The organism is Vibrio sp. B181a (assembly GCF_030248375.1).
In the GTDB taxonomy this organism is placed as follows: domain Bacteria; phylum Pseudomonadota; class Gammaproteobacteria; order Enterobacterales; family Vibrionaceae; genus Vibrio; species Vibrio campbellii.
In genome coordinates this window covers 48,655-69,664 of sequence record NZ_JAHGAD010000011.1, presented here as the reverse complement: position 1 = coordinate 69,664, position 21,010 = coordinate 48,655, and the positions used below count along the sequence as shown (strand labels likewise).

Sequence of the window (21,010 nt, the reverse complement as noted above, 5' to 3'; positions counted from 1 at the left end):
GTAAACTGTGTTGGTTTTGAGAGACAAGCTCTCAAATGTCATATATGCGAAAAAATGACCAAAAAAGACAAAACCTAATTACCTGATTCTATTGAATGCATAAGCAAAATTACTCATGCCTACGTCAACTTTTGATGACATGGTTTCAAAACCTATTTCTCGACTTTCTGTCTAGACTTTCTGGTGGCGCCCATCCATAAGATCCGGTAAGATCCGCCCCCCTTTTATCTCGGTGATAAAACATGAACTACGAACAACTCGCTCAACAAATCAAAATTTGGGGTAAAGAGCTCGGCTTCCAGAAAGTCGGTATCTGCGATGTTGATCTTAGTGAACATGAGGCCGCTCTGCAAAAGTGGCTTGATGCTGGCTATCATGGCTCTATGGACTGGATGGCTCGTCACGGCATGATGCGCGCCAGGCCAAATGAACTTCTACCGGGAACAGTACGCGTCATCAGCGTGCGCATGGATTACCTACCACCAGAAGCCAAGTTTGCTTCCAATTTGGCAAATAAGAACCACGCATACATCAGTCGCTATGCGCTTGGCCGTGATTATCACAAGTTGGTCAGAAAGCAGCTTAATAAACTTGGCAAACTTATTGAGCAAGAAGTCGGCCAATATGGCTATCGCCCCTTTGTCGACTCAGCCCCTATCCTTGAACGCCCACTGGCTCAAAAAGCCGGGTTAGGCTGGACGGGCAAGCACTCTCTCATATTGGATAAGGACTGTGGCTCTTGGTTTTTCCTTGGCGAGTTACTTATCGACTTACCATTACCAGTAGACGAACCAAGTGTTGACCAATGTGACAAGTGTAAAGCGTGCATCACATCATGTCCGACACAAGCAATCGTCGATGAAAAAGTCGTGGATGCTAGACGATGTATCTCGTATCTCACTATCGAATTTGATGGTGTTATTCCTGAAGAGTTCCGCAAGCCAATGGGAAATCGCATCTACGGGTGTGATGACTGCCAACTCGTTTGCCCTTGGAATCGATACGCAGACATAACCGAGCAAGAAGACTTCCATCGCCGCGACAGTTTTGAAGACCCAGATCTCGTCACCATGTTTAATTGGGATGAACCAACTTTCCTAAAACAAATGGAAGGTTCTGCGATTCGTCGCATTGGACACTTGCAATGGCTGCGTAATATTTCTGTCGCACTTGGTAATACAGAATACAGCCAAAGAACGATTGACGCTCTAGAGGCCCGTCGTGGTGAAAGTGAGTTACTGGATAAACATATTAATTGGGCTCTAGGACAACAACTCAGCCAAATTCCTACCGCTGAATCAGACTCTATCGAGACGAAGAAGAAGCGTTTAATTAGAATCGTCGAAAAAGGCCTTCCGAGAGACGCATAACGCGTAGCTCATATGCAAGAGATTGAAAACTCTTTTTACATGATCAATTTATGACCTTGTTCTCAATTCTGTAATGTGGAAAAAAATTAGAGAATTGCAAGATTTCAGGGAAGAGAAAAAAGTTAAACACAACCTGAAGAAATGATTAGGATCAAAAAAACACAAAATAATGATCCTGATTTAACGCACCCGATCCGCAATAAAACAAAGTTTACCTTTAAAAAACATACACTTATACAATAAAGGGAAACTTTCATGGCTTTTGCATAAAGAAAAGATCTTTCTTTCTAGCCCATAAAATCCAAGCTGAAAACACTTTATCAACCAACTTATCCACAGAACAAGATATGTGGATAACTCTGTTAATTAATAAGCAGAAAGCACTCCGAACACCAGAATATTCGCAGCTCAGACAAGTCGTCTCATGTTTAAAACACAAACGAAATCGTCCGACATCGACTGATGCGGATTAAAATATTATTTTTCAGGGGTTCATGCTTCGCAGCATTATGAAAAGAGCGATGTGAATTGGTTGCGGGAGCCGGATTTGAACCGACGACCTTCGGGTTATGAGCCCGACGAGCTACCAAGCTGCTCCATCCCGCGTCCGTGTATTATCGATTAATACGATAATAGAAACTGGAGCTACACACGAGGTTACCCTATCTATAACAGAAAGGCGTGACCTCAACCTTGACAAGTTTTTACTCTATAAACGAGCGAGTGTCGCAATTCATTGTTAAACACAATGAAAGCTATAAAGCTGGAGCGACACACGAGGTTCGAACTCGTGACCTCAACCTTGGCAAGGTTGCGCTCTACCAACTGAGCTAGTGTCGCAATGTCACTGTTAAGCACAATGAGGGCTATCAAATTGGAGCGACACACGAGGTTCGAACTCGTGACCTCAACCTTGGCAAGGTTGCGCTCTACCAACTGAGCTAGTGTCGCAATGTCATTGTTAAGCACAATGAAGGCTATCAAATTGGAGCGACACACGAGGTTCGAACTCGTGACCTCAACCTTGGCAAGGTTGCGCTCTACCAACTGAGCTAGTGTCGCATTGGTTGCGGGAGCCGGATTTGAACCGACGACCTTCGGGTTATGAGCCCGACGAGCTACCAGGCTGCTCCATCCCGCGTCCGTATTTCACCATTTGAGGCATGATGAAAGCCTTTTAATTTGGAGCGACACACGAGGTTCGAACTCGTGACCTCAACCTTGGCAAGGTTGCGCTCTACCAACTGAGCTAGTGTCGCATATTCTCGAAAGAGAATTGGTTGCGGGGGCCGGATTTGAACCGACGACCTTCGGGTTATGAGCCCGACGAGCTACCAAGCTGCTCCACCCCGCGTCCGTAATTCACCATTTGAGGTATGATGAGAACCTTTTAATTTGGAGCGACACACGAGGTTCGAACTCGTGACCTCAACCTTGGCAAGGTTGCGCTCTACCAACTGAGCTAGTGTCGCATATTCTCAAAAGAGAATTGGTTGCGGGGGCCGGATTTGAACCGACGACCTTCGGGTTATGAGCCCGACGAGCTACCAAGCTGCTCCACCCCGCGTCCGTAATTCACCATTTTAGGCATGATGAGGGCCTCTTAATTTGGAGCGACACACGAGGTTCGAACTCGTGACCTCAACCTTGGCAAGGTTGCGCTCTACCAACTGAGCTAGTGTCGCATTGGTTGCGGGAGCCGGATTTGAACCGACGACCTTCGGGTTATGAGCCCGACGAGCTACCAGGCTGCTCCATCCCGCGTCCGTATTTCATTGTTAAGCACAATGAGAGCTATCAAATTGGAGCGACACACGAGGTTCGAACTCGTGGCCTCAACCTTGGCAAGGTTGCGCTCTACCAACTGAGCTAGTGTCGCATATTCTCGAGAGAGAATTGGTTGCGGGAGCCGGATTTGAACCGACGACCTTCGGGTTATGAGCCCGACGAGCTACCAAGCTGCTCCATCCCGCGTCCGTATTTCATTGTTAAGCACAATGAGAGCTATTAAATTGGAGCGACACACGAGGTTCGAACTCGTGACCTCAACCTTGGCAAGGTTGCGCTCTACCAACTGAGCTAGTGTCGCATCAACAACGTTTCCGTCGTTCAGGGCTGCGAATTATAAGAGCATTTTTTTGTGATGCAAGTCCTTCGTTCAAAAAAACTTTATTTTTTTGCTGACAGATGAAAAAGCAAGCAAAACGCTCATTAATTACAACAATTTGGATCGCAGCCTTAACAGTTAGATCTTAAAGATCGTTTCGCGGTAGTACTTTAGCTCAGCAATCGACTCACGGATATCATCCAATGCCAGATGCGTGCCCTGCTTCGAAAAACCGTCTAACACTTCTGGTTTCCAGCGGCGAGTCAGCTCTTTTAGCGTACTCACGTCCAAATAGCGGTAGTGGAAGTATTCTTCCAACTCAGGCATATGTTTGTACAAGAAACGACGGTCTTGACCAATGCTGTTACCACAAATTGGAGAAACGCCCTTTGGTACCCATTTTTCGAGAAACTCAATGGTCTGCGCAACAGCATCTTGCTCTGAAATTTGGCTGTTTTGAACACGCTCAACCAAACCACTTGCCGTATGTGTATTAGTACACCAGTCGTCCATCTTAGCCAATTCTTCTTCTGGCTGATGGACAGCAAGAACAGGACCTTCAGCCAAAATATTCAATTCACTATCCGTGACGATAGAAGCAATTTCGATGATTTTATGCGTTTCAGGATCGAGCCCTGTCATCTCTAAATCCACCCAAATCAGGTTTTGATCGCTAAAGGACATGATTACGCCGCCTATTTGTTTATCGATAAAAGAGGTACTATACCTGAAAATACTTGAAACACGATACTCACTCGATTGACGAAGATTCCGTTTAATCAACTGAGTTAACTCACATTAAGTACAAGATTGTGGCAAAAAAGAAAAAGTTAACCAAAGGTCAGGTGCGCCGCGTACGCAGCAACCAACAAAAACGCCTAAAGAAGCAAGAAGAGTCCATCCAGTGGGATGAGAACATGCTAGGCGCAAGTAAACAGGGTCTCGTTATCACTCGTTTCGGTCAGCACGCTGACATCGAAGATTTAGAAACTGGTGAAGTGCAGCGCTGTAACCTTCGTCGTGGTATCGAATCACTGGTATCAGGCGATCGCGTGCTATGGCGCGAAGGTCTAGAATCAATGGCTGGTATTTCTGGTGTTGTTGAAGCCGTTGAACCTAGAACATCCATGCTGACTCGCCCTGACTACTATGATGGTTTGAAACCCGTCGCCGCGAACATCGATCAAATGGTGATCGTTTCTTCGGTTTTGCCAGAGCTTTCACTCAACATCATCGACCGCTACCTAGTAGCGTCCGAAACATTGAACATTGCCCCGCTGTTGGTACTCAACAAAATCGACTTGCTTGCTGATGAAGATCGAGCAATGTACGAAGAGTGGCTAGAAGAATACAAACGTATTGGCTACAAAGTATTGTTTGTAAGTAAGCAGTCAGGTGAGGGCATTGCAGAACTTGAAGAGCAACTACGCGACCGTATCAACATCTTCGTTGGGCAATCTGGTGTAGGTAAATCAAGTCTAGTGAACGCGTTAATGCCAGAACTTGAGCAAGAAGTTGAAGAAGGCGAGATCTCTGAGAACTCAGGCTTAGGTCAACACACCACTACAGCTGCTCGCTTGTACCACATCCCTACTGGCGGCGATCTGATTGACTCTCCAGGGGTACGTGAATTTGGTTTGTGGCACTTAGAAGCAGAAGAAGTGACCAAAGCGTTCGTTGAATTCCGTCCTTATCTTGGTGGGTGTAAGTTCCGCGACTGTAAGCACAACGACGATCCTGGCTGTATCTTGCGAGAAGCCGTGGAAAAAGGCGAAGTGAGTGAAGTCCGTTTTGAAAACTACCATCGCATCCTAGAAAGCATGAGTGAAAACAAAGCAAACCGTCAGTACTCACGCAGTAAGAAAGCGGATCTGTAGCTGAGTTAAGACTGCAACTGTGTAAGAAATCATCACCTAATACTGACAAGCAGATTAAATTTCAGTAACATCACGCGCCCTAAAGCGAGAATCAAACAGAAGTATCGGAATTAAAGATGGACAAGATTAAAGTTGGACTGCAGTACTGGATCCCACAACATGGGTTGACACGCCTAGTGGGCAAACTGGCTTCAGCTGAGGCTGGCGGTCTAACAACAGCAATCATTCGCTGGTTTATCAAGCAATACAACGTGAACATGGATGAGGCGAAGCACTCCGATCCTAAACACTTTAAAACCTTCAATGAGTTCTTTGTACGTGAGCTAAAGGAAGGCGCACGCCCAATTGCTGAAGGCGATGCCGTGATTACTCACCCTGCGGACGCATGTGTAAGCCAATTCGGTCCAATTGAAGACGGCCAGCTTATCCAAGCTAAAGGTCATAACTTCTCGGCACAAGAATTACTTGGCGGTGACGCAAAACTAGCGGAAGAGTTCCAAGACGGTTCTTTCGCAACCTTGTACCTATCACCTCGTGATTACCACCGTGTACACATGCCATGTGACGGCACGTTGCGTCAGATGATTTACGTACCTGGTGACCTATTCTCGGTAAACCCACTAACCGCAGAGAACGTGCCAAACCTATTTGCACGTAACGAACGCGTGGTATGTATCTTTGAAACTGAGTTTGGTCCAATGGCACAAGTACTGGTTGGTGCAACCATCGTAGGTAGCATCGAACAAGTATGGGCTGGCACTATCACGCCACCACGTGGAAACTCGGTTTACAAATGGGATTACCCTGCAGAAGGTGATAAAGCAGTTATCTTGAAGAAAGGCGAAGAAATGGGTCGCTTCAAGCTTGGCTCAACCGTTATCAACCTGTTCGCAAAAGATGCTATCGCATTCGATGAAAGCATGGAAAATGGTAAGCCAACCGTAATGGGTACTCCTTACGCCCACCAGCAGTAAGCTTTTCCGCTCAAACTGATTTTAAAGCCTCCGCTCGCAGGGGCTTTTTTATTGACGAAAAGCAAAACTCTGTTCGAAATTTCGCCTCTCTTTTTCAAACTCGTACTTGCCTCTAAGTACCTAAAAGCGCAATCAATTATTCTGCGTCGAGGGATGATTATAAAAGGGGCTGCCAATGCCAAAGATGAGTGCAGACACACTGGTCAAGTTACTGGTGTGTTTTTTGATTCCACTCGGTGTCTTAATGATGCCGATAGATACCATTCCAATTGAAGATCTCACTCTAATTCAACATCGCCTTCTGGCTATTTTCCTTCTTGCTGCACTACTTTGGGTTTTAGAACCAGTTCCCGTATTCGCTACTTCGATTCTTATCATCGCACTTGAATTGATCATGATATCGGACAAAGGCTTACACCTATTTCGCAATCCACCAGCGGGGCATGATTTGGGTGAGTTAATTGCTTACACCGATATTTTCTCCGCCTTCTCCTCTCCTATCATTATCCTTTTCATGGGCGGCTTCGCTCTCGCTATTGCGGCCTCTAAATACGAGCTTGATAACAACCTTGCTCGTGTACTACTTAAGCCGTTTGGCACTCAGCCTAAGTTCATCATGTTAGGCTTAATGCTGATCACCGCCGTGTTCTCGATGTTTATGTCGAACACTGCGACGACCGTTATGATGCTAGCACTCCTTGGTCCCATTGTTGCTTCAGCACCAAAAGGAGACTTGGGGATCAAAGCGCTGGTTTTGTGTATTCCTATTGCCGCTAATACGGGTGGTATCGCAACGCCAATCGGTACCCCGCCTAACGCGATTGCCTTGCAATATTTAACCGGAGAAAACAGCATCGATTTCTTATCTTGGATGATGATGGGCTTGCCTTTTGTCCTAGTGCAACTGACGCTGGCTTGGTTCCTATTGCAAAAGCTCTTCCCTTCTAGCGAACCAGAAATGAAGCTGCGCTTGGATGGTAAATTTAAGAAAAGCTGGCGCGCGATCGTGGTTTACGTCACCTTCGCCATGACCATCCTGCTGTGGATGACAACCAAAGTGCACGGCATGAATACCTATGTCGTCGCCATTATTCCACTTGCGGTGTTCACCTTGACGGGCATCATGGGCAAAGAAGAGCTCAAGCTTATCAACTGGGATGTGTTATGGCTGGTAGCCGGTGGTATCGCCATTGGTATTGCACTAGATAAAACTGGCTTGGCAGAAGCCCTCGCTCACGCAATAGATTATGAGTCCCTGTCTCCATTTGCGGTCGTCGTCGCCCTATCGATCGTGTGTTGGCTGATGGCCAACTTTATGTCCAACACTGCTACCGCGAACTTGTTGATGCCGATTGCAGCAGCAATTGGAGCTTCTATGCCGAGTCTGGTTGCTATCGGTGGCCTACAAGGCTTGTTGGTTGTGGTCGCCTTCTCGGCATCACTTGGTATGATTTTGCCAGTCTCTACACCACCTAACTCACTTGCTTACTCAACAGGATTAATTGAAAGCAAAGACATGGCAAAAGTCGGTTTGATTATCGGCTTGGTTGGCCTGTTCATCGTCTATGGCGCTGTGATTATCTTGTTCTAACACGCTAACTTCGGGGTGGTTCACGCCACCCCAGACTCTTTCCTTCCAGCACTTTCAACCCACAGCGATATTTGCGAAATCCATATCGATTTTCGAATCTAGAAAAATCACTTTTATAATCAAAACATTGAATAGAAATCACGCTATTTATCTCAAGTTTTCACGTAAAACGTCGATAAATTAGCTACAGCCTTTCATGTAACTTTCAGTGCTTGAATCGTCTCACACCCTTTGAAGTCACGACTCGTGACATTGATCTTTTTGTCTGTTTTATGAAGGTAAGGCAATGAGAAATACCATCAAACTTAAAATACAGATTGCGATTGCAGTCATTATCGCCATTGTTAGTGGCGTTCAAGCTTGGGTTTCCGTCAATCAATTACGCGAAGAAACCACTTCTACCCTTAATCGAGAAATTCAAAACATCTCTCAATCGACCAACCGTTATATCAGCGATTGGCTAGCGATTCGCAGCGACATGATGCTCGCGAATGAAAACATAATCGCTGGCACTGATAACGCCGATCGCGAGATGCTACTGACCAAGCGCGCTGGTAAGTTTTTATCGGTCTACGCTGGCTTCTCTGACGGCTCAATCGCCTACGGTGATAAGACGGAATCATGGCCTGCAGATTACGATCCACGCACTCGTCCTTGGTACCAAGATGCGATGGCAAAATCAGGGTTGATCATCACAGAGCCATACCAAGACTTCGATGGCAGCATTGTGGTTAGCTTTGCCAAAGCTTTTAATCAAGGTAAGAAAGGCGTGCTTGCCGCTGACTTAGCGGTAACTGACATCATCACTGAAGTGCTTAACATTCAGCTTGATAACGATGGCTTTGCTTTCCTAGTTGAAGGCAACAATAACCTAGTGGCTTACAAAGATGAAAAGCTCAGCCAAAAACCGCTGACAGAACTCAACCCAGCCTTAACTCATAGCACGATGATGACGCTGGCCGGTGATGCGAAGCTAGACACGATTCAATGGCCGAGCCAAGGCGATAAGCTGATTTACGTGGCGAAAGTGCCGAACACCGATTGGTCTTTAGGTATTGTTCAAGACAAACAAATGGCGTTTGCTTCTGTCTCTGAGCAAGTGACATTTACCGCTATTGCTTCGATTATGTTGTATCTGATTATTGCGGCAATCAGTACTTACATAATCACTCGTTTATTGCAGCCACTTCAAACGCTGTCTGATGCGCTTTCAGAGTTATCACAGGGCGAAGGAGATCTTACTCAGCGCATCAAGATCGAGCGCATGGATGAGATTGGGGAACTTGCCACTCACGTGAACCAGTTCCTTGCTCAAATGCAGACCATGTTGAAGAATATTGTTGAAAACAGTGAGCAACTTTCGGAACAAGCAAATCAAGCAAACGAGCTATCTGCAATGGCAGCGGGTCGTGTTGAACATCAGCAAAATGACGTCAACCAAATTGCTACTGCTATTCATGAGATGTCAGCGACAGCAGCAGAAGTAGCGAGCCACGCAGAGCTAACAGCAAGTGCTTCGCAAAACTCCGCATCTGCTTGTATGGAAGGGCAAAACGTCATCCAGAAAAACCGTGAAGCGATTGTAGAACTGGCTGAACAAGTCAGTGATGCTGCGAGCGTGATTTCAGAGCTAGAAGCGAACACGCAGAGCATCAACCAAATCCTATCAACGATCCAGGGTATTGCCGAGCAAACCAACTTGTTAGCACTCAACGCAGCAATTGAAGCGGCTCGTGCTGGTGAGCAAGGCCGTGGTTTTGCTGTGGTTGCTGATGAGGTACGCGTACTTAGCCAGCGCACTCATGGCTCAACGGAAGAAATCCGCACCATGATCGAAACGTTGCAAAACAACACCAAGCTGGCAGTCAATAGCATGCAGACCAGCACCAGTTTAGCGGATACCAGCGTGGACTACGCTCAGCAAGCACACGACAGCTTAACCAGCATTACTAACTCGATTACTGAGATCAACGACATGGCGATGCAAATCGCAAGCGCTGCAGAAGAGCAACGCGCGGTAAGTGAAGATATCAGCCGCAACACACAAGGCATTAAAGACGATGCCGACATGATTGCCGAACAATCGCTTAAGAGCAGTGAAGGCGCACGCCAGATGTACGATACCGCTAATACCATGCGTGAGAACATCAGTCGCTTTAAAGTGTAACGCGCCCTATCAAAAGCAGCTCAACGAGCTGCTTTTTTATTAGCGATAAGATGCTCTTTTACATCTCTATAAATTGATGCATATTAGACCCTTACCCTGCTCTACAAGGATGTCTCGCAATCATGGGTTATGAATGGCTGGCGCTGTGTGCCGCTTTCCTATGGGCTGTTTCTAGCTTAATTTCTGTTGTTCCCGCTCAACATCTCGGTGCGTTTGCCTATAGCCGTTGGCGTATGGGCTGTACCGCAGTAATCCTCTCCACAATGGCGTGGATAACGGGTGGCTGGTTCAGTGTATCGGCAGAACACATTACGCCGATGATGGCGTCCGGTTTGATTGGTATCTTTATTGGCGATACCGCGTTATTCGCTTGTTTGAACCGCATGGGGCCACGCCAAGCAGGCTTGTTGTTTTCTTGTCATGCCGTCTTCTCTGCCATTCTGGGTTACTTCCTGTTTAGCGAAAGCATGACGGGTATGGAGCTGATTGGAGCAGCCTTGGTCTTCAGCGGTGTAGTGATGGCAATTTTCTATGGTCGACGCGGGCAAACCAGCAACGCGCTAGAAGAGATCAAAGGCAACGTTTGGATTGGCGTCGGGCTCGGTTTAACTGCCGCTATGTGTCAGGCTCTAGGCGGCATCATCGCTAAACCTGTCATGCAAACCAGTGTTGATCCAGTCGCCGCTTCCGCGATTCGCATGATCAGTGCTTTCGTCGCACATTGCGCACTTTGGTTAATTGGCGCAAAAGTCGCTCGCGCGACTCGAACCATCACATGGAAAGTTTTTGGCATTACCGCATTAAACGGCTTTTTAGCCATGGCGGTGGGTATGACGTTGATTCTATATGCCCTGCGTGAAGGTAACGTCGGGATGGTGGCTCTGCTTTCTTCAACAACGCCGATCATGTTGCTGCCACTACTGTGGGTTTACACCAAGAAACGCCCGAATCGATTCGCTTGGTTTGGCGCTGCTCTGGCGGTCATAGGCACTGGCATCCTAGTGCAATAGCTCAGGTTTAATTGGAGTCTGTTGACCATAGTCACCCGCCACCTTACTAAACACAGAATCGTAGACATAAAAAAGCCCGAGTCGAGCTCGGGCTTTTATCATTCTGAATCGTCAGTTAATTACTTAACTAGCACTTCACCAGACATTTCTGCAGGGATTTCTAGACCTGCTAGAGAAAGCATTGTTGGTGCAAGGTCAGACAGTTTACCGCCTTCTTTGAACTCAACCGCTTTGTCACCTACGTAGATTAGAGGTACTGGTAGGTTAGTGTGAGCAGTGTGGATGCCGCCAGTTTCTGGGTCGATCATCATCTCTGCGTTACCGTGGTCCGCAGTGATCAGTAGCTGACCGCCAACTTCTTTGATTGCTTCAACCACTTTACCAACGCTTTCGTCTAGTGCTTCGATAGCTTGCTCAGCCGCTTCGTAAACACCAGTGTGACCAACCATATCTGCGTTCGGGTAGTTACAGATGATAGTGTCGTACTTACCAGACTTGATAGCCGCAACCATCTTCTCTGTTAGCTCTGGAGAGCTCATTTCTGGCTGCATGTCGTAAGTTGCTACCTTTGGAGAAGCAACAAGTTGACGCTCTTCGCCTTCGAATTCGTTCTCAATACCACCGTTGAAGAAGAAGGTTACGTGCGCGTATTTCTCTGTTTCAGAGATACGTAGCTGAGTTTGACCTTGTTTAGATAGCCACTCACCGTAAGTGTTTTCTAGAGACGCAGGTGGGAATGCGATAGCTAGAGGGATGTCAGCTGCGTATTGAGTCAGCATCACGAAGTTGATTGCTGGGAATACAGCGCGCTCGAAGCCGTCAAATGCAGGAACGAATGCACGAGTGATTTGACGTGCACGGTCAGCACGGTAGTTCATGAAGATAACTGCATCGCCATCTTGCATGATTGCGTCTTCTTGGCCTTCAGCTTTGATAGCCGTTGCTTTAACGAACTCATCGTTTTCTTCACGAGCGTAAGCCGCTTCTAGACCTGCAACTGCCGTTTCTGCTGTGAACTCAGCTTTAGCTTGAGTTAGAAGATCGTAAGCAACTTGAACGCGATCCCAGTTGTTGTCACGGTCCATTGCGTAGTAACGACCTACTAGAGAAGCAACACGACCTTTACCTAGTTTCGCAAATAGGTCTTGGAAACGTTGTAGTGAGTTTTCAGCACTACGTGGTGGCGTGTCACGGCCGTCTAGGAAGCAGTGTAGGTAGATTTTCTCAGCGCCACGAGCTGCCGCCATTTCAACCGCTGCGTAGATGTGATCTTCGTGAGAGTGAACACCACCTGGAGACATTAGGCCCATGATGTGTACTGCTTTCTCAGCTTTAACTGCAGAGTCGATAGCTTCTACTAGTGCTGCTGTTTCAGCGAATTCACCGTCAGCGATAGACTTAGTGATACGAGTTAGATCTTGGTATACAACGCGACCTGCACCGATGTTGGTGTGACCAACTTCTGAGTTACCCATTTGACCATCAGGTAGACCAACGTCCATACCTGAAGCAGAGATTAGAGTGTTAGGGTTATTCGCAATCAGTGCATCCATTACTGGTGTTTTAGCATTTGCAATTGCGTTACTTGCTGTGTCTTCACGGTAACCGTAACCGTCAAGGATAACTAGAGCCAATGGCTTCTTAGCAGACATAGTGATGACCTCATCAAATTTAAGTAACTTTCGGTGTAGAGCTTCGCTGCTCCATCTAACCTTGAAACAAAACTAGCGTAATTTTACTACACTTTTTAACCAAAACTGTAGGTTAAGATCAAATAATGTTTGCGATTTATTGTTGCTATCTTACAAGTTAGCAAGCAATCCGACCTAGTCAGCAAACGTGTTCCACAAGCATAGTCACTTTCAAGATGCTTTGTACGACCACCGAAATACTTTGGTGAAAAACTTTTTGTTGTCATTCATTGTGCGCTTTTTCAACCAGAAGTGAAGTCAATTACGCCAATTGAATTGATAGGAGGAAGCGATAATAAGATTGCAGGAATGCACAGCCCGTACGAGGCTCACCTGAAGCGCTTAGATCTCAATTATTCGTTAGAAAATTTTAACCCTCTCGCCTAAGGCGACTATCCCCGCTATACTCCTGCTTTATTTTTCCGTCAACATTGCAAGAGCTCAAGACATGCAAGAGTACATTGATTTTTTCCAACAGAACATGATTCTATCTTTGGTTTGGGTAGGTCTTCTTGTCGCATTTATCATGAACCTCGTGAAATCAGCGACAGCCGCATACAAAGAGATTAACGTAAACCAATTGACTCACCTTATGAACCGTGAAAACGGTGTTGTGGTGGATATCCGCTCTAAGGATGAGTTCAAACAAGGTCATATCACCGACGCACTTCACATTTTGCCGTCTGATATCAAAGCAGGTAACTTTGGTAGCCTTGAAAACCGCAAATCAGACCCAATCATTGTGGTATGCAAAACGGGTCAAACCGCTCAAGAAAGTGCAAACCTACTAGCGAAAGCAGGCTTCGAAAACGTAAGCCTACTGAAAAACGGTTTGATTGCATGGAACGAAGCGAACCTTCCACTAGTACGTGGTAAGAAATAAGGTCGCGGTAAAACAATTTTGCCAGCCTCGTTTATATAAACTGAGCAAATAGAAAGCAGTTGAAGCACTAAGTTGTGATGCTTTGCACGTAATACGCGCTTCATCTAGTCAAGGTAGATTTGCTCAGTTAGTCTCAGGACAAACCATATTTCTGGGTTTAGAGAATCCTAGACCCAACAAATGTTTATTAAGGATTTAAAAATGGCTGAAGCAGCACCACAAGACGCACAACAAAACTTTGCAATTCAACGCATCTTCCTAAAAGACGTTTCTTTCGAAGCGCCTAACTCTCCAGTAATGTTCCAAAAAGAGTGGAACCCAGACGTTAAACTAGACCTAGACACTCAAAGCCGTGAGCTTGGTGAAGGGGTTTACGAAGTTGTTCTACGTCTAACCGTTACTGTTAAGAACGAAGAAGAAACTGCGTTCCTATGTGAAGTTCAACAAGGTGGTATCTTCACTGCTGAGAAAATGGAAGCAGGTCAACTTGCACATTGCCTAGGCGCATTCTGCCCGAACATCCTATTCCCATACGCTCGTGAAACTATCTCAAGCCTAGTAGTTAAAGGTACGTTCCCTCAACTGAACCTAGCGCCAGTTAACTTCGACGCACTATTCATGAACTACCTACAACAGCAAGCTCAACAAGGCGAAGCTGAAGCGTAATTCACGTTTTGTAAGTGGCGTGTTGCCCTTCATAAAGAATGAGCACACGTCATATACCTGAAGAAAATGCACAAAGCGTCCTCTCTGCGATGCAATGTGCATTTTTTATTTCTGATAAAAGTTCCTAGTTCCTAACCCCTTGAGAGCGTAAACTCTAGCGATTATGGACTAGATTCTACTAGTAGAAAGACAATTAGGCGGTAGCATGACACAAGCAAATACCAACAATGCTTACGGTAAAGACATCGCAATGACGGTGATTGGTGCTGGCTCATACGGCACTTCTTTGGCAATTTCCCTTGCTCGTAACGGCGCGAACGTCATCCTATGGGGTCACGAGCCAGAGCACATGGCACGCCTTGAAGCAGATCGTGCCAACCACGAATTCCTACCTGGTATTGATTTCCCAGAAAGCTTGATTATTGAGTCGGATTTAGAAAAAGCCGTTCAAGCAAGCCGTGACTTGTTAGTTGTGGTTCCTAGCCACGTTTTTGGTATCGTCCTCAACAGCTGTAAGCCTTTCCTACGTGAAGATTCTCGTATCTGTTGGGCAACCAAAGGCCTTGAGCCAGAAACGGGTCGTCTACTAAAAGAAGTGGCGTTCGACATCATTGGCGACAGCTATTCGCTAGCGGTACTGTCTGGACCTACGTTTGCTAAAGAATTAGCGATGGGCATGCCTACCGCAATTTCAGTGGCTTCTCCAGATTCAGCTTTTGTTGCCGACCTACAAGAGAAAATCCACTGCAGCAAAACCTTCCGTGTTTACGCAAACAACGACTTTATCGGCATGCAACTTGGTGGTGCAGTGAAGAACGTTATTGCCATTGGTGCAGGTATGTCTGATGGTATCGGTTTTGGTGCCAATGCCCGTACAGCACTGATTACACGTGGTTTGGCAGAAATGAGCCGTCTTGGTGCCGCACTAGGCGCACAACCAGAAACCTTTATGGGTATGGCTGGCTTGGGCGACCTCGTCTTAACTTGTACCGATAACCAATCACGTAACCGCCGTTTTGGTTTGGCACTAGGCCAAGGTAAAGACGTCGACACAGCACAAGAAGAAATCGGTCAGGTGGTCGAAGGCTACCGCAACACCAAGGAAGTTTGGATGCTATCTCAGCGCATGGGCGTAGAGATGCCAATTGTTGACCAAATTTATCAAGTATTGTATCAAGGAAAAGATGCACGCCTGGCAGCGCAAGATTTACTTGCTCGTGACAAAAAAGCCGAAGGAAAGTAGCAATCTACCGCCCTTTGCACCTCATCTGAGAAGAATAGAAGTTGTCGGGTCACGGAAGAACCACTCAGGATATTGAGAATGAAACACTGCGAAAAACAAAAAGTCTGGGACAAGATCGTTTCAGAAGCCCGTGAAATGTCAGAGCAAGAGCCGATGCTGGCGAGCTTTTATCATGCAACCATCATCAAGCATGACAGCTTGTGTGCCGCATTGAGCTACATTCTGGCCAACAAATTGAACACCGCCTCCATGCCAGCAATGGCAGTACGTGAAGTGGTAGAAGAAGCCTTTGCCGCTGATCCAACGATTACGGACGGCGCCGCTTGTGACATTTGTGCCACGGTGAATCGCGACCCAGCTGTTTCAATGTACTCAATGCCGTTGTTGTACCTAAAGGGCTACCATGCCCTGCAAGGCTACCGAGTGGCTAACTGGTTGTGGAAGCAAGGTCGTCACGCTCTTGCAACTTACCTACAAAACCAGATTTCTGTTGCATGTCAGGTTGATATTCACCCTGCAGCGCGCATTGGTAGTGGTATCATGCTAGACCATGCAACCGGCATTGTGATTGGTGAAACGGCCGTTGTCGAAAACGACGTGTCTATTTTGCAGGACGTCACCCTTGGTGGTACCGGCAAAGAGTGCGGTGACCGTCACCCGAAAATTCGCGAAGGCGTAATGATCGGCGCAGGTGCAAAGATTCTTGGCAATATCGAAGTGGGCGAAGGCGCCAAAATTGGCTCCTGCTCCGTGGTATTGCAAGCAGTGCCGCCACACACAACCGTGGCTGGTGTGCCTGCAAAAATTGTTGGTCGTCCGAAAACGGACAAACCTTCTCTCGATATGGATCAAGGCTTTAATGGCAAATCGCAAAGCTTTATCCACGGGGATGGTATTTAATCGTCATCTGATCCTTTGACAATAATGTGGTAGGTAACTCTCAAGTGCGAAAACAAAATCACCCAGTGCTACGCTCGGCTATTTTATTAACTTGTGCTTTATCTGCCACATATCCCCTCACCTCTTCTGCTGCCAGCCAGCAAGAGCTCAAAGGCGTATCTAGCGAAATCAATCGCCAGAAAAAATCGCTGACTTCTCAAGAAAAGCAACTTAACGATCTGCAAAAGTCGCTGAAAAACCAAGAACTTGGTATCTCTAAATTAGAACGCGAGATCAAACAGACCAAAACCGACTTGGCGCAAGCCGATCAAAACATCAATAAGTTGGAAGAGAAGATTGCTCTGCAAGAAGCTCAGCGTCAGGCGCAAGAAGAAGAGCTGAAACAGTTGCTGCAAACCTACTATGTGACCGAGCGAGCCAAAGCCAATGGACACCTTCTTAATGAAGGCGTCGAGGAAGACCGCATCAGCCAGTACTTCCAGCACCTTGCTAAAGCGCGAGCAAAAGTCATTGATGCGATCACCCAAACGACCCAAGAGTTGGCACACAACAAGAATCAGCTTGAGCTAGAGAAAGCACAAATTGAAACCTTGCTTAAGCAGCAATCGGAAAAGCGCTCATCTTTGGCAAGCACACAGTCGCAACGCAAAGGTACGCTGAACAAGATTCAAAAAAGCATCAAAGACGACAAGCGTTACCTAGCCGAATTACAACGCAACGAAACCCGTCTAAAAGCAGAGATTGCCAAGGCCGCGAAACGTAACGCAGTACCAATGGATGGTATCGCGAAACAACGTGGCAAGCTGCCATGGCCACTGAAAGGCCGCGTGCTGCATAACTTCGGCACCAAACAAACCGGTCAAGTTAACTGGAAAGGTATAGTGCTGTCCGCCAGCTACGGTCAACAAGTTAAAGCGGTGTACCCAGGCACTGTCGTTTTCGCCGAATACTTACGTGGCTATGGCTTAGTGGTACTGCTCGACCACGGCAAAGGCGACATGACACTTTACGGCTACAACCAAGCGTTAACTAAGAAAGAAGGCGATAAGGTGACTGCGGGTGAAGTGATTGCCCTAGCGGGTGATACCGGAGGTCAAGACCGTGCCTCACTCTACTTCGAGATTCGCCGTAACAGTGAAGCGCAAAACCCGAAATCTTGGTTAAAGCGTTTATAGCAGCCGTTTATCATCGCGGCGCTAAGCAGTGCCATAACGAAACCAAAAAACAAAGGAGCCACTCGGCTCCTTTATCGTATTCGCATTCAGAACAATGCTAGGCGTAGTAAGTCTCTACTGCGTCGATGAAAGCACTGACATCGTCTTTGCTTAATGCATTGATGCCCGCAGCGGCTTCTCGACCACCGCCCGTTGGAAACTGCCCACACACCGCCACGGCACCTTGCTTGTTATTCAGCGGGGCACGAAGAGAAACGGTGTAAGTACCATCGGCATTTTCCGTTAACACCGCATGTGCAGAGTCTGGATTTTGGTTTGCAAGCCAGTTGCCATAAACACCACTGATTCGGCGTGATGCCGCATTGTTTGGCAATTCAAACAACTTAAGCTTAGCGCTTTCATGAGTCGCAGGGACGGCGAGTGCCGCATCCATATCTTGCTGATAAGCCGATTGCAATTGGTAGTAAGGTGAGGCTTTATCTGCAATCGCATCGAATGGTGAAACGTATTGCTTTAACGCTTGGTACAAATCCGCCGGGTGGAAATGAAGGTCATCGACTTTAGAACCGTAACCGTTGTAGTTAATCAGTGTACCAAGTTCTTTTAACTGCGCTTTTTGCTCTGCGCTGAGTCCAGCTTTATCTGCCAACGCATCGGCTTTAGCAATCAAGTTATCGCCATAAGCCGCAGTGATCGCCCAAGTATGGAATCGCCCTTCCAGCAACTGGTCGACAATCAAAGCGGTACACATATTGGCATCAAGGTCGATGTGCGCGTCCAAATTTCCGTGTTGAGGAATCTCTCCCGCTTTATGATGATCGGCGTAAAAAACATGCGCGCCTTGAGCCAAAGCTTGCTCCAGACCTACCATGTTCTTTTCCATTGAAATATCCAACACTGTTAGCTCATCACCCGCTTGCACTTCCACTTTTTCCACCAGCTTGATGTCGCGCTTTACGCCCGTCACCAATTCAGCGCCAATAGGGTCCGCCAAACGCAATTGCAGCAATGCGATGATGCCGTCGGCATCGCCATTAAAAATGTCGTAGTTCATTGAACGATAGTTCCTTTATCGAGAGTCATACCCCAACGGATGCTTTTAGGGTGTATGAATCCTATTGTGCGAAATGAACACAGCAAGTCAACTCAAGGAAGGAGCTGAAAATGAGAGCTGTGCTCTAAACTTTAAGCGTAGAGCCATACTCTCATTTTCTAGATTTAATAAGGAGGGAAAATAGTATTAACTGTGCAGTCGGCTCACCGCTTCTTCAAGCAGCAGCAATTGCTCCATACCCTGCTCGGTCGCCACTGGCTTAACGACGTTAAGCATTTGCAGCATGCCTTGTTTCACCATTTGCTCAGTGATTTGAGTCTTTGGTGACATCGCCGATTGGTAAGCTAACCAACTACACGCGATAAGGTGCAGTGTACAAACCAGTGATTTTAGCTGCTCTTGATCAACACTCAACAGCTTCAAAGACACAAACTCTTGCATGATTGCAATGAGGTTGGCTTGCAACTTCTCTTGAACATCAATGTATTCATCATGCAGTTGCTCGTCTCGAGAAAGGATTTCTGGAAGGTTCGCGTAGAAAAAACGGTACTTCCACATCAAAGTGAAGATCGAGTCGAGGTAGCTTTTCAGCATGGTCAGGCTCTCTTGAGAACCTTGAATTGGGGTAAAGCGTTCTAGCAATTCCGCAGAGTAAAGCGCGAAGATCTCACGCACAATCTCTTGCTTGTTGCGGAAGTGGTAGTAAAGGTTGCCTGGGCTAATTTCAATATGGTCAGCAATGTGATTGGTTGTGATATTGCGCTCACCATGTTGGTTGAACAGCTCCAGTGCGGCATAGACGATTTTGTCGCGCGTTTTCATGGTTATCGTATTCCCTCTTCATTATCGAATCGAGTATAGCGACTTCACCAACCTAGGTCGATAGAGGCTCCAAATACGGTAACATAGCAGACCAGTTAGAATGCCAATCGAGTTCGCAATCAAGTCGTGCCAAGACGTTTGGCGCCCCACATAACCTTGTAAAACTTCAATCACAGCACTGAATAACAGAATACTCAGTGCCACAATCCAACGCTGACGCCAATTTGCGACACAGAAGCCTGCCAAGAAACCAAAACCACTGTATGCCATCGCATGCTGCATCTTGTCCAAGTAAGCAATGTTACCCCAATCTTGCAACTCTCCTGAACTCAAAGACAAGTACGTTATTAATGTCGCGTAGCTAAGCAATACTAAACGGGCAGCGGTCTGGTTCATCGTCAATCCTTAAGCAATAGGGAATGGGAAAGCGGTCACTTGATCGATATGGTCACAACCCAATGCCAACATGATCAGGCGATCAACGCCGAGCGCCACGCCTGCGCACTCTGGTAAGCCCGCCTCTAATGCGCCGATCAAGTGGTAATCAATCGGCTGTGGCTTCAAGCCCATTTCCAGACGCTTAGCATTATCTTGTTCAAAACGCGCCAATTGCTCTTTCGGGTTATCCAACTCGTGGAAGCCGTTCGCCAACTCAATACCTTTGAAGTACACCTCAAAGCGATCCGCCACTCGGTTGTCTTGCGGGTTGATCTTGGCCAGCGCCGCCTGCGATGCAGGGAAGTCATAAACAAATGCTGGCACTTGCTGACCGATCTTGGCTTCGACACCAATGCTGAACAGTAGTTGCAGCAAGGTATCGCGATCCTCTTCAGGCTCGGCAATGTCACTTAGCCCTAGCTTAGCCGCGACCACTTTTAGGTCTTGCATCGAGCCTTCTAATGGGCACACGCCTAGCACATCAATAAAAGCTTGCTGGTAAGTCATACGTTCTGCCGCGCCACACTTCAGCACCAGTTGAAGCAGGTTATCCATCTCATCCATCAACTTATGATGATCAAAACCAATCCGGTACCACTCCAGCATAGTGAACTCGGGGTTGTGATAACGACCATTCTCTTCGTTACGAAACGCTTTGTTGATTTGGTAGATACAGCCGCTGCCCGCTGCTAGCAGGCGCTTCATATGGAATTCAGGGCTGGTCATAAAGAACAGTTTGCTGCCATCGGCATAGCCCGGTCCAACAAACTCGGTTTGGAAGGTATGCAAATGAATGTCGGTCACCGTGGCGTGGCTCATGGCTGGCGTGTCAACTTCCATCACCTGTCGCTCGGCAAAAAATTGACGAATAGCGGTGATCAACGCAGCACGTTGACGAAGTTGTTCCATAGAAGCGGTAGGTTGCCAGGTCGTTTGCATAACAAGACTCTCAATACATTAGTGAGCGAGGAAAATAGCAATTTTGGCACGCTTTGCCTAGTTCATCGATAGGGGATTCATCTTAATTTCATCCGTCTAAATA

The 21,010-nt window shown here is 46.9% G+C and carries 17 protein-coding genes and 14 tRNA genes; 11 read left to right on the top strand and 20 right to left on the bottom strand.

The genetic code is table 11. The annotated features are described in order from the left end of the window. Positions 1-242 precede the first annotated feature (242 nt). Positions 243-1,370, top strand: a complete 1,128-nt coding sequence (queG, locus tag KIO97_RS05955; protein WP_285381466.1) for a tRNA epoxyqueuosine(34) reductase QueG — start codon at positions 243-245, stop codon at positions 1,368-1,370. A gap of 529 nt (positions 1,371-1,899) precedes the next feature. On the opposite strand, the gene KIO97_RS05950 is transcribed toward queG, so the two are convergent. From KIO97_RS05950 to orn, 15 genes are all read right to left on the bottom strand, one after another. Continuing rightward, positions 1,900-1,976, bottom strand: a tRNA-Met gene (locus KIO97_RS05950). Positions 1,977-2,134: 158 nt separating this feature from the next. Beyond that, positions 2,135-2,210: transfer RNA gene (locus KIO97_RS05945), tRNA-Gly, on the bottom strand. Between the two features lie 35 nt (positions 2,211-2,245). Further along, positions 2,246-2,321 (bottom strand) — tRNA-Gly (locus KIO97_RS05940). 35 nt (positions 2,322-2,356) lie between these two features. After that, positions 2,357-2,432 (bottom strand) — tRNA-Gly (locus KIO97_RS05935). A 2-nt stretch (positions 2,433-2,434) separates the two neighbouring features. Then, positions 2,435-2,511 (bottom strand) — tRNA-Met (locus KIO97_RS05930). Positions 2,512-2,553: 42 nt separating this feature from the next. Further along, a tRNA-Gly gene (locus KIO97_RS05925) sits at positions 2,554-2,629 on the bottom strand. Positions 2,630-2,647: 18 nt separating this feature from the next. Further along, positions 2,648-2,724 (bottom strand) — tRNA-Met (locus KIO97_RS05920). A 42-nt stretch (positions 2,725-2,766) separates the two neighbouring features. Beyond that, a tRNA-Gly gene (locus tag KIO97_RS05915) sits at positions 2,767-2,842 on the bottom strand. A gap of 18 nt (positions 2,843-2,860) precedes the next feature. Further along, positions 2,861-2,937: transfer RNA gene (locus KIO97_RS05910), tRNA-Met, on the bottom strand. A 42-nt stretch (positions 2,938-2,979) separates the two neighbouring features. Further along, positions 2,980-3,055, bottom strand: a tRNA-Gly gene (locus KIO97_RS05905). 2 nt (positions 3,056-3,057) lie between these two features. Beyond that, positions 3,058-3,134: transfer RNA gene (locus tag KIO97_RS05900), tRNA-Met, on the bottom strand. A 39-nt stretch (positions 3,135-3,173) separates the two neighbouring features. After that, positions 3,174-3,249 (bottom strand) — tRNA-Gly (locus KIO97_RS05895). Between the two features lie 18 nt (positions 3,250-3,267). After that, a tRNA-Met gene (locus KIO97_RS05890) sits at positions 3,268-3,344 on the bottom strand. Positions 3,345-3,383: 39 nt separating this feature from the next. Continuing rightward, a tRNA-Gly gene (locus tag KIO97_RS05885) sits at positions 3,384-3,459 on the bottom strand. 156 nt (positions 3,460-3,615) lie between these two features. Further along, a complete protein-coding gene (gene orn, locus KIO97_RS05880; RefSeq protein WP_005443758.1) occupies positions 3,616-4,161 on the bottom strand; it encodes an oligoribonuclease in 546 nt (181 codons plus the stop codon). A 128-nt stretch (positions 4,162-4,289) separates the two neighbouring features. Between orn and rsgA the strand changes: the two genes are divergently transcribed. The 5 genes from rsgA to KIO97_RS05855 all read left to right on the top strand — a co-directional run bounded on the left by rsgA (position 4,290) and on the right by KIO97_RS05855 (position 11,096). After that, a complete protein-coding gene (gene rsgA / locus KIO97_RS05875) occupies positions 4,290-5,354 on the top strand; it encodes a small ribosomal subunit biogenesis GTPase RsgA (RefSeq protein ID WP_009707840.1) in 1,065 nt (354 codons plus the stop codon). A 116-nt stretch (positions 5,355-5,470) separates the two neighbouring features. Then, positions 5,471-6,328: an archaetidylserine decarboxylase gene (gene asd, locus KIO97_RS05870; RefSeq protein WP_285381464.1), complete on the top strand. Its 858-nt coding sequence runs from the start codon at positions 5,471-5,473 to the stop codon at positions 6,326-6,328. A 175-nt stretch (positions 6,329-6,503) separates the two neighbouring features. Beyond that, positions 6,504-7,919 carry an SLC13 family permease gene (locus tag KIO97_RS05865; RefSeq protein WP_285381462.1) on the top strand — a complete coding sequence of 472 codons (1,416 nt, stop codon included), beginning with the start codon at positions 6,504-6,506 and terminating at the stop codon, positions 7,917-7,919. 286 nt (positions 7,920-8,205) lie between these two features. Continuing rightward, positions 8,206-10,086: a methyl-accepting chemotaxis protein gene (locus KIO97_RS05860; RefSeq protein ID WP_285381460.1), complete on the top strand. Its 1,881-nt coding sequence runs from the start codon at positions 8,206-8,208 to the stop codon at positions 10,084-10,086. A gap of 122 nt (positions 10,087-10,208) precedes the next feature. Next, entirely contained in the window at positions 10,209-11,096 is an 888-nt protein-coding gene (locus KIO97_RS05855; protein WP_045370280.1) for a DMT family transporter, read from the top strand. Between the two features lie 119 nt (positions 11,097-11,215). Here the strand turns inward: KIO97_RS05855 and gpmM are convergent, their stop codons facing one another. After that, the gene (gene gpmM, locus KIO97_RS05850; protein ID WP_005425047.1) at positions 11,216-12,748 is read right to left on the bottom strand and encodes a 2,3-bisphosphoglycerate-independent phosphoglycerate mutase; all 1,533 of its coding nucleotides are present in this window, start codon (positions 12,746-12,748) and stop codon (positions 11,216-11,218) included. 487 nt (positions 12,749-13,235) lie between these two features. Between gpmM and KIO97_RS05845 the strand changes: the two genes are divergently transcribed. From KIO97_RS05845 to KIO97_RS05825, 5 genes are all read left to right on the top strand, one after another. Beyond that, the gene (locus tag KIO97_RS05845; protein WP_005425033.1) at positions 13,236-13,670 is read left to right on the top strand and encodes a rhodanese-like domain-containing protein; all 435 of its coding nucleotides are present in this window, start codon (positions 13,236-13,238) and stop codon (positions 13,668-13,670) included. A gap of 201 nt (positions 13,671-13,871) precedes the next feature. Then, the gene (gene secB / locus KIO97_RS05840) at positions 13,872-14,336 is read left to right on the top strand and encodes a protein-export chaperone SecB (protein ID WP_005425051.1); all 465 of its coding nucleotides are present in this window, start codon (positions 13,872-13,874) and stop codon (positions 14,334-14,336) included. Positions 14,337-14,541: 205 nt separating this feature from the next. After that, positions 14,542-15,579, top strand: coding sequence for an NAD(P)H-dependent glycerol-3-phosphate dehydrogenase (gene gpsA, locus KIO97_RS05835; protein WP_005425056.1), 1,038 nt, complete (start codon positions 14,542-14,544; stop codon positions 15,577-15,579). A 78-nt stretch (positions 15,580-15,657) separates the two neighbouring features. Further along, the gene (gene cysE / locus KIO97_RS05830; RefSeq protein ID WP_005425016.1) at positions 15,658-16,479 is read left to right on the top strand and encodes a serine O-acetyltransferase; all 822 of its coding nucleotides are present in this window, start codon (positions 15,658-15,660) and stop codon (positions 16,477-16,479) included. 26 nt (positions 16,480-16,505) lie between these two features. Beyond that, positions 16,506-17,654 (top strand): murein hydrolase activator EnvC, encoded by a 1,149-nt coding sequence (locus tag KIO97_RS05825; RefSeq protein ID WP_285381458.1) that lies wholly within the window; start codon positions 16,506-16,508, stop codon positions 17,652-17,654. 97 nt (positions 17,655-17,751) lie between these two features. On the opposite strand, the gene KIO97_RS05820 is transcribed toward KIO97_RS05825, so the two are convergent. The 4 genes from KIO97_RS05820 to epmA all read right to left on the bottom strand — a co-directional run bounded on the left by KIO97_RS05820 (position 17,752) and on the right by epmA (position 20,907). Then, positions 17,752-18,708, bottom strand: coding sequence for a DHH family phosphoesterase (locus KIO97_RS05820; RefSeq protein WP_285381455.1), 957 nt, complete (start codon positions 18,706-18,708; stop codon positions 17,752-17,754). A gap of 186 nt (positions 18,709-18,894) precedes the next feature. Further along, positions 18,895-19,530, bottom strand: coding sequence for a TetR/AcrR family transcriptional regulator (locus tag KIO97_RS05815; RefSeq protein WP_005425015.1), 636 nt, complete (start codon positions 19,528-19,530; stop codon positions 18,895-18,897). Positions 19,531-19,551: 21 nt separating this feature from the next. Beyond that, positions 19,552-19,926, bottom strand: a complete 375-nt coding sequence (locus tag KIO97_RS05810; protein ID WP_285381454.1) for a VanZ family protein — start codon at positions 19,924-19,926, stop codon at positions 19,552-19,554. Between the two features lie 9 nt (positions 19,927-19,935). After that, positions 19,936-20,907 carry an elongation factor P--(R)-beta-lysine ligase gene (gene epmA, locus KIO97_RS05805; protein WP_285381452.1) on the bottom strand — a complete coding sequence of 324 codons (972 nt, stop codon included), beginning with the start codon at positions 20,905-20,907 and terminating at the stop codon, positions 19,936-19,938. Positions 20,908-21,010 lie beyond the last annotated feature (103 nt).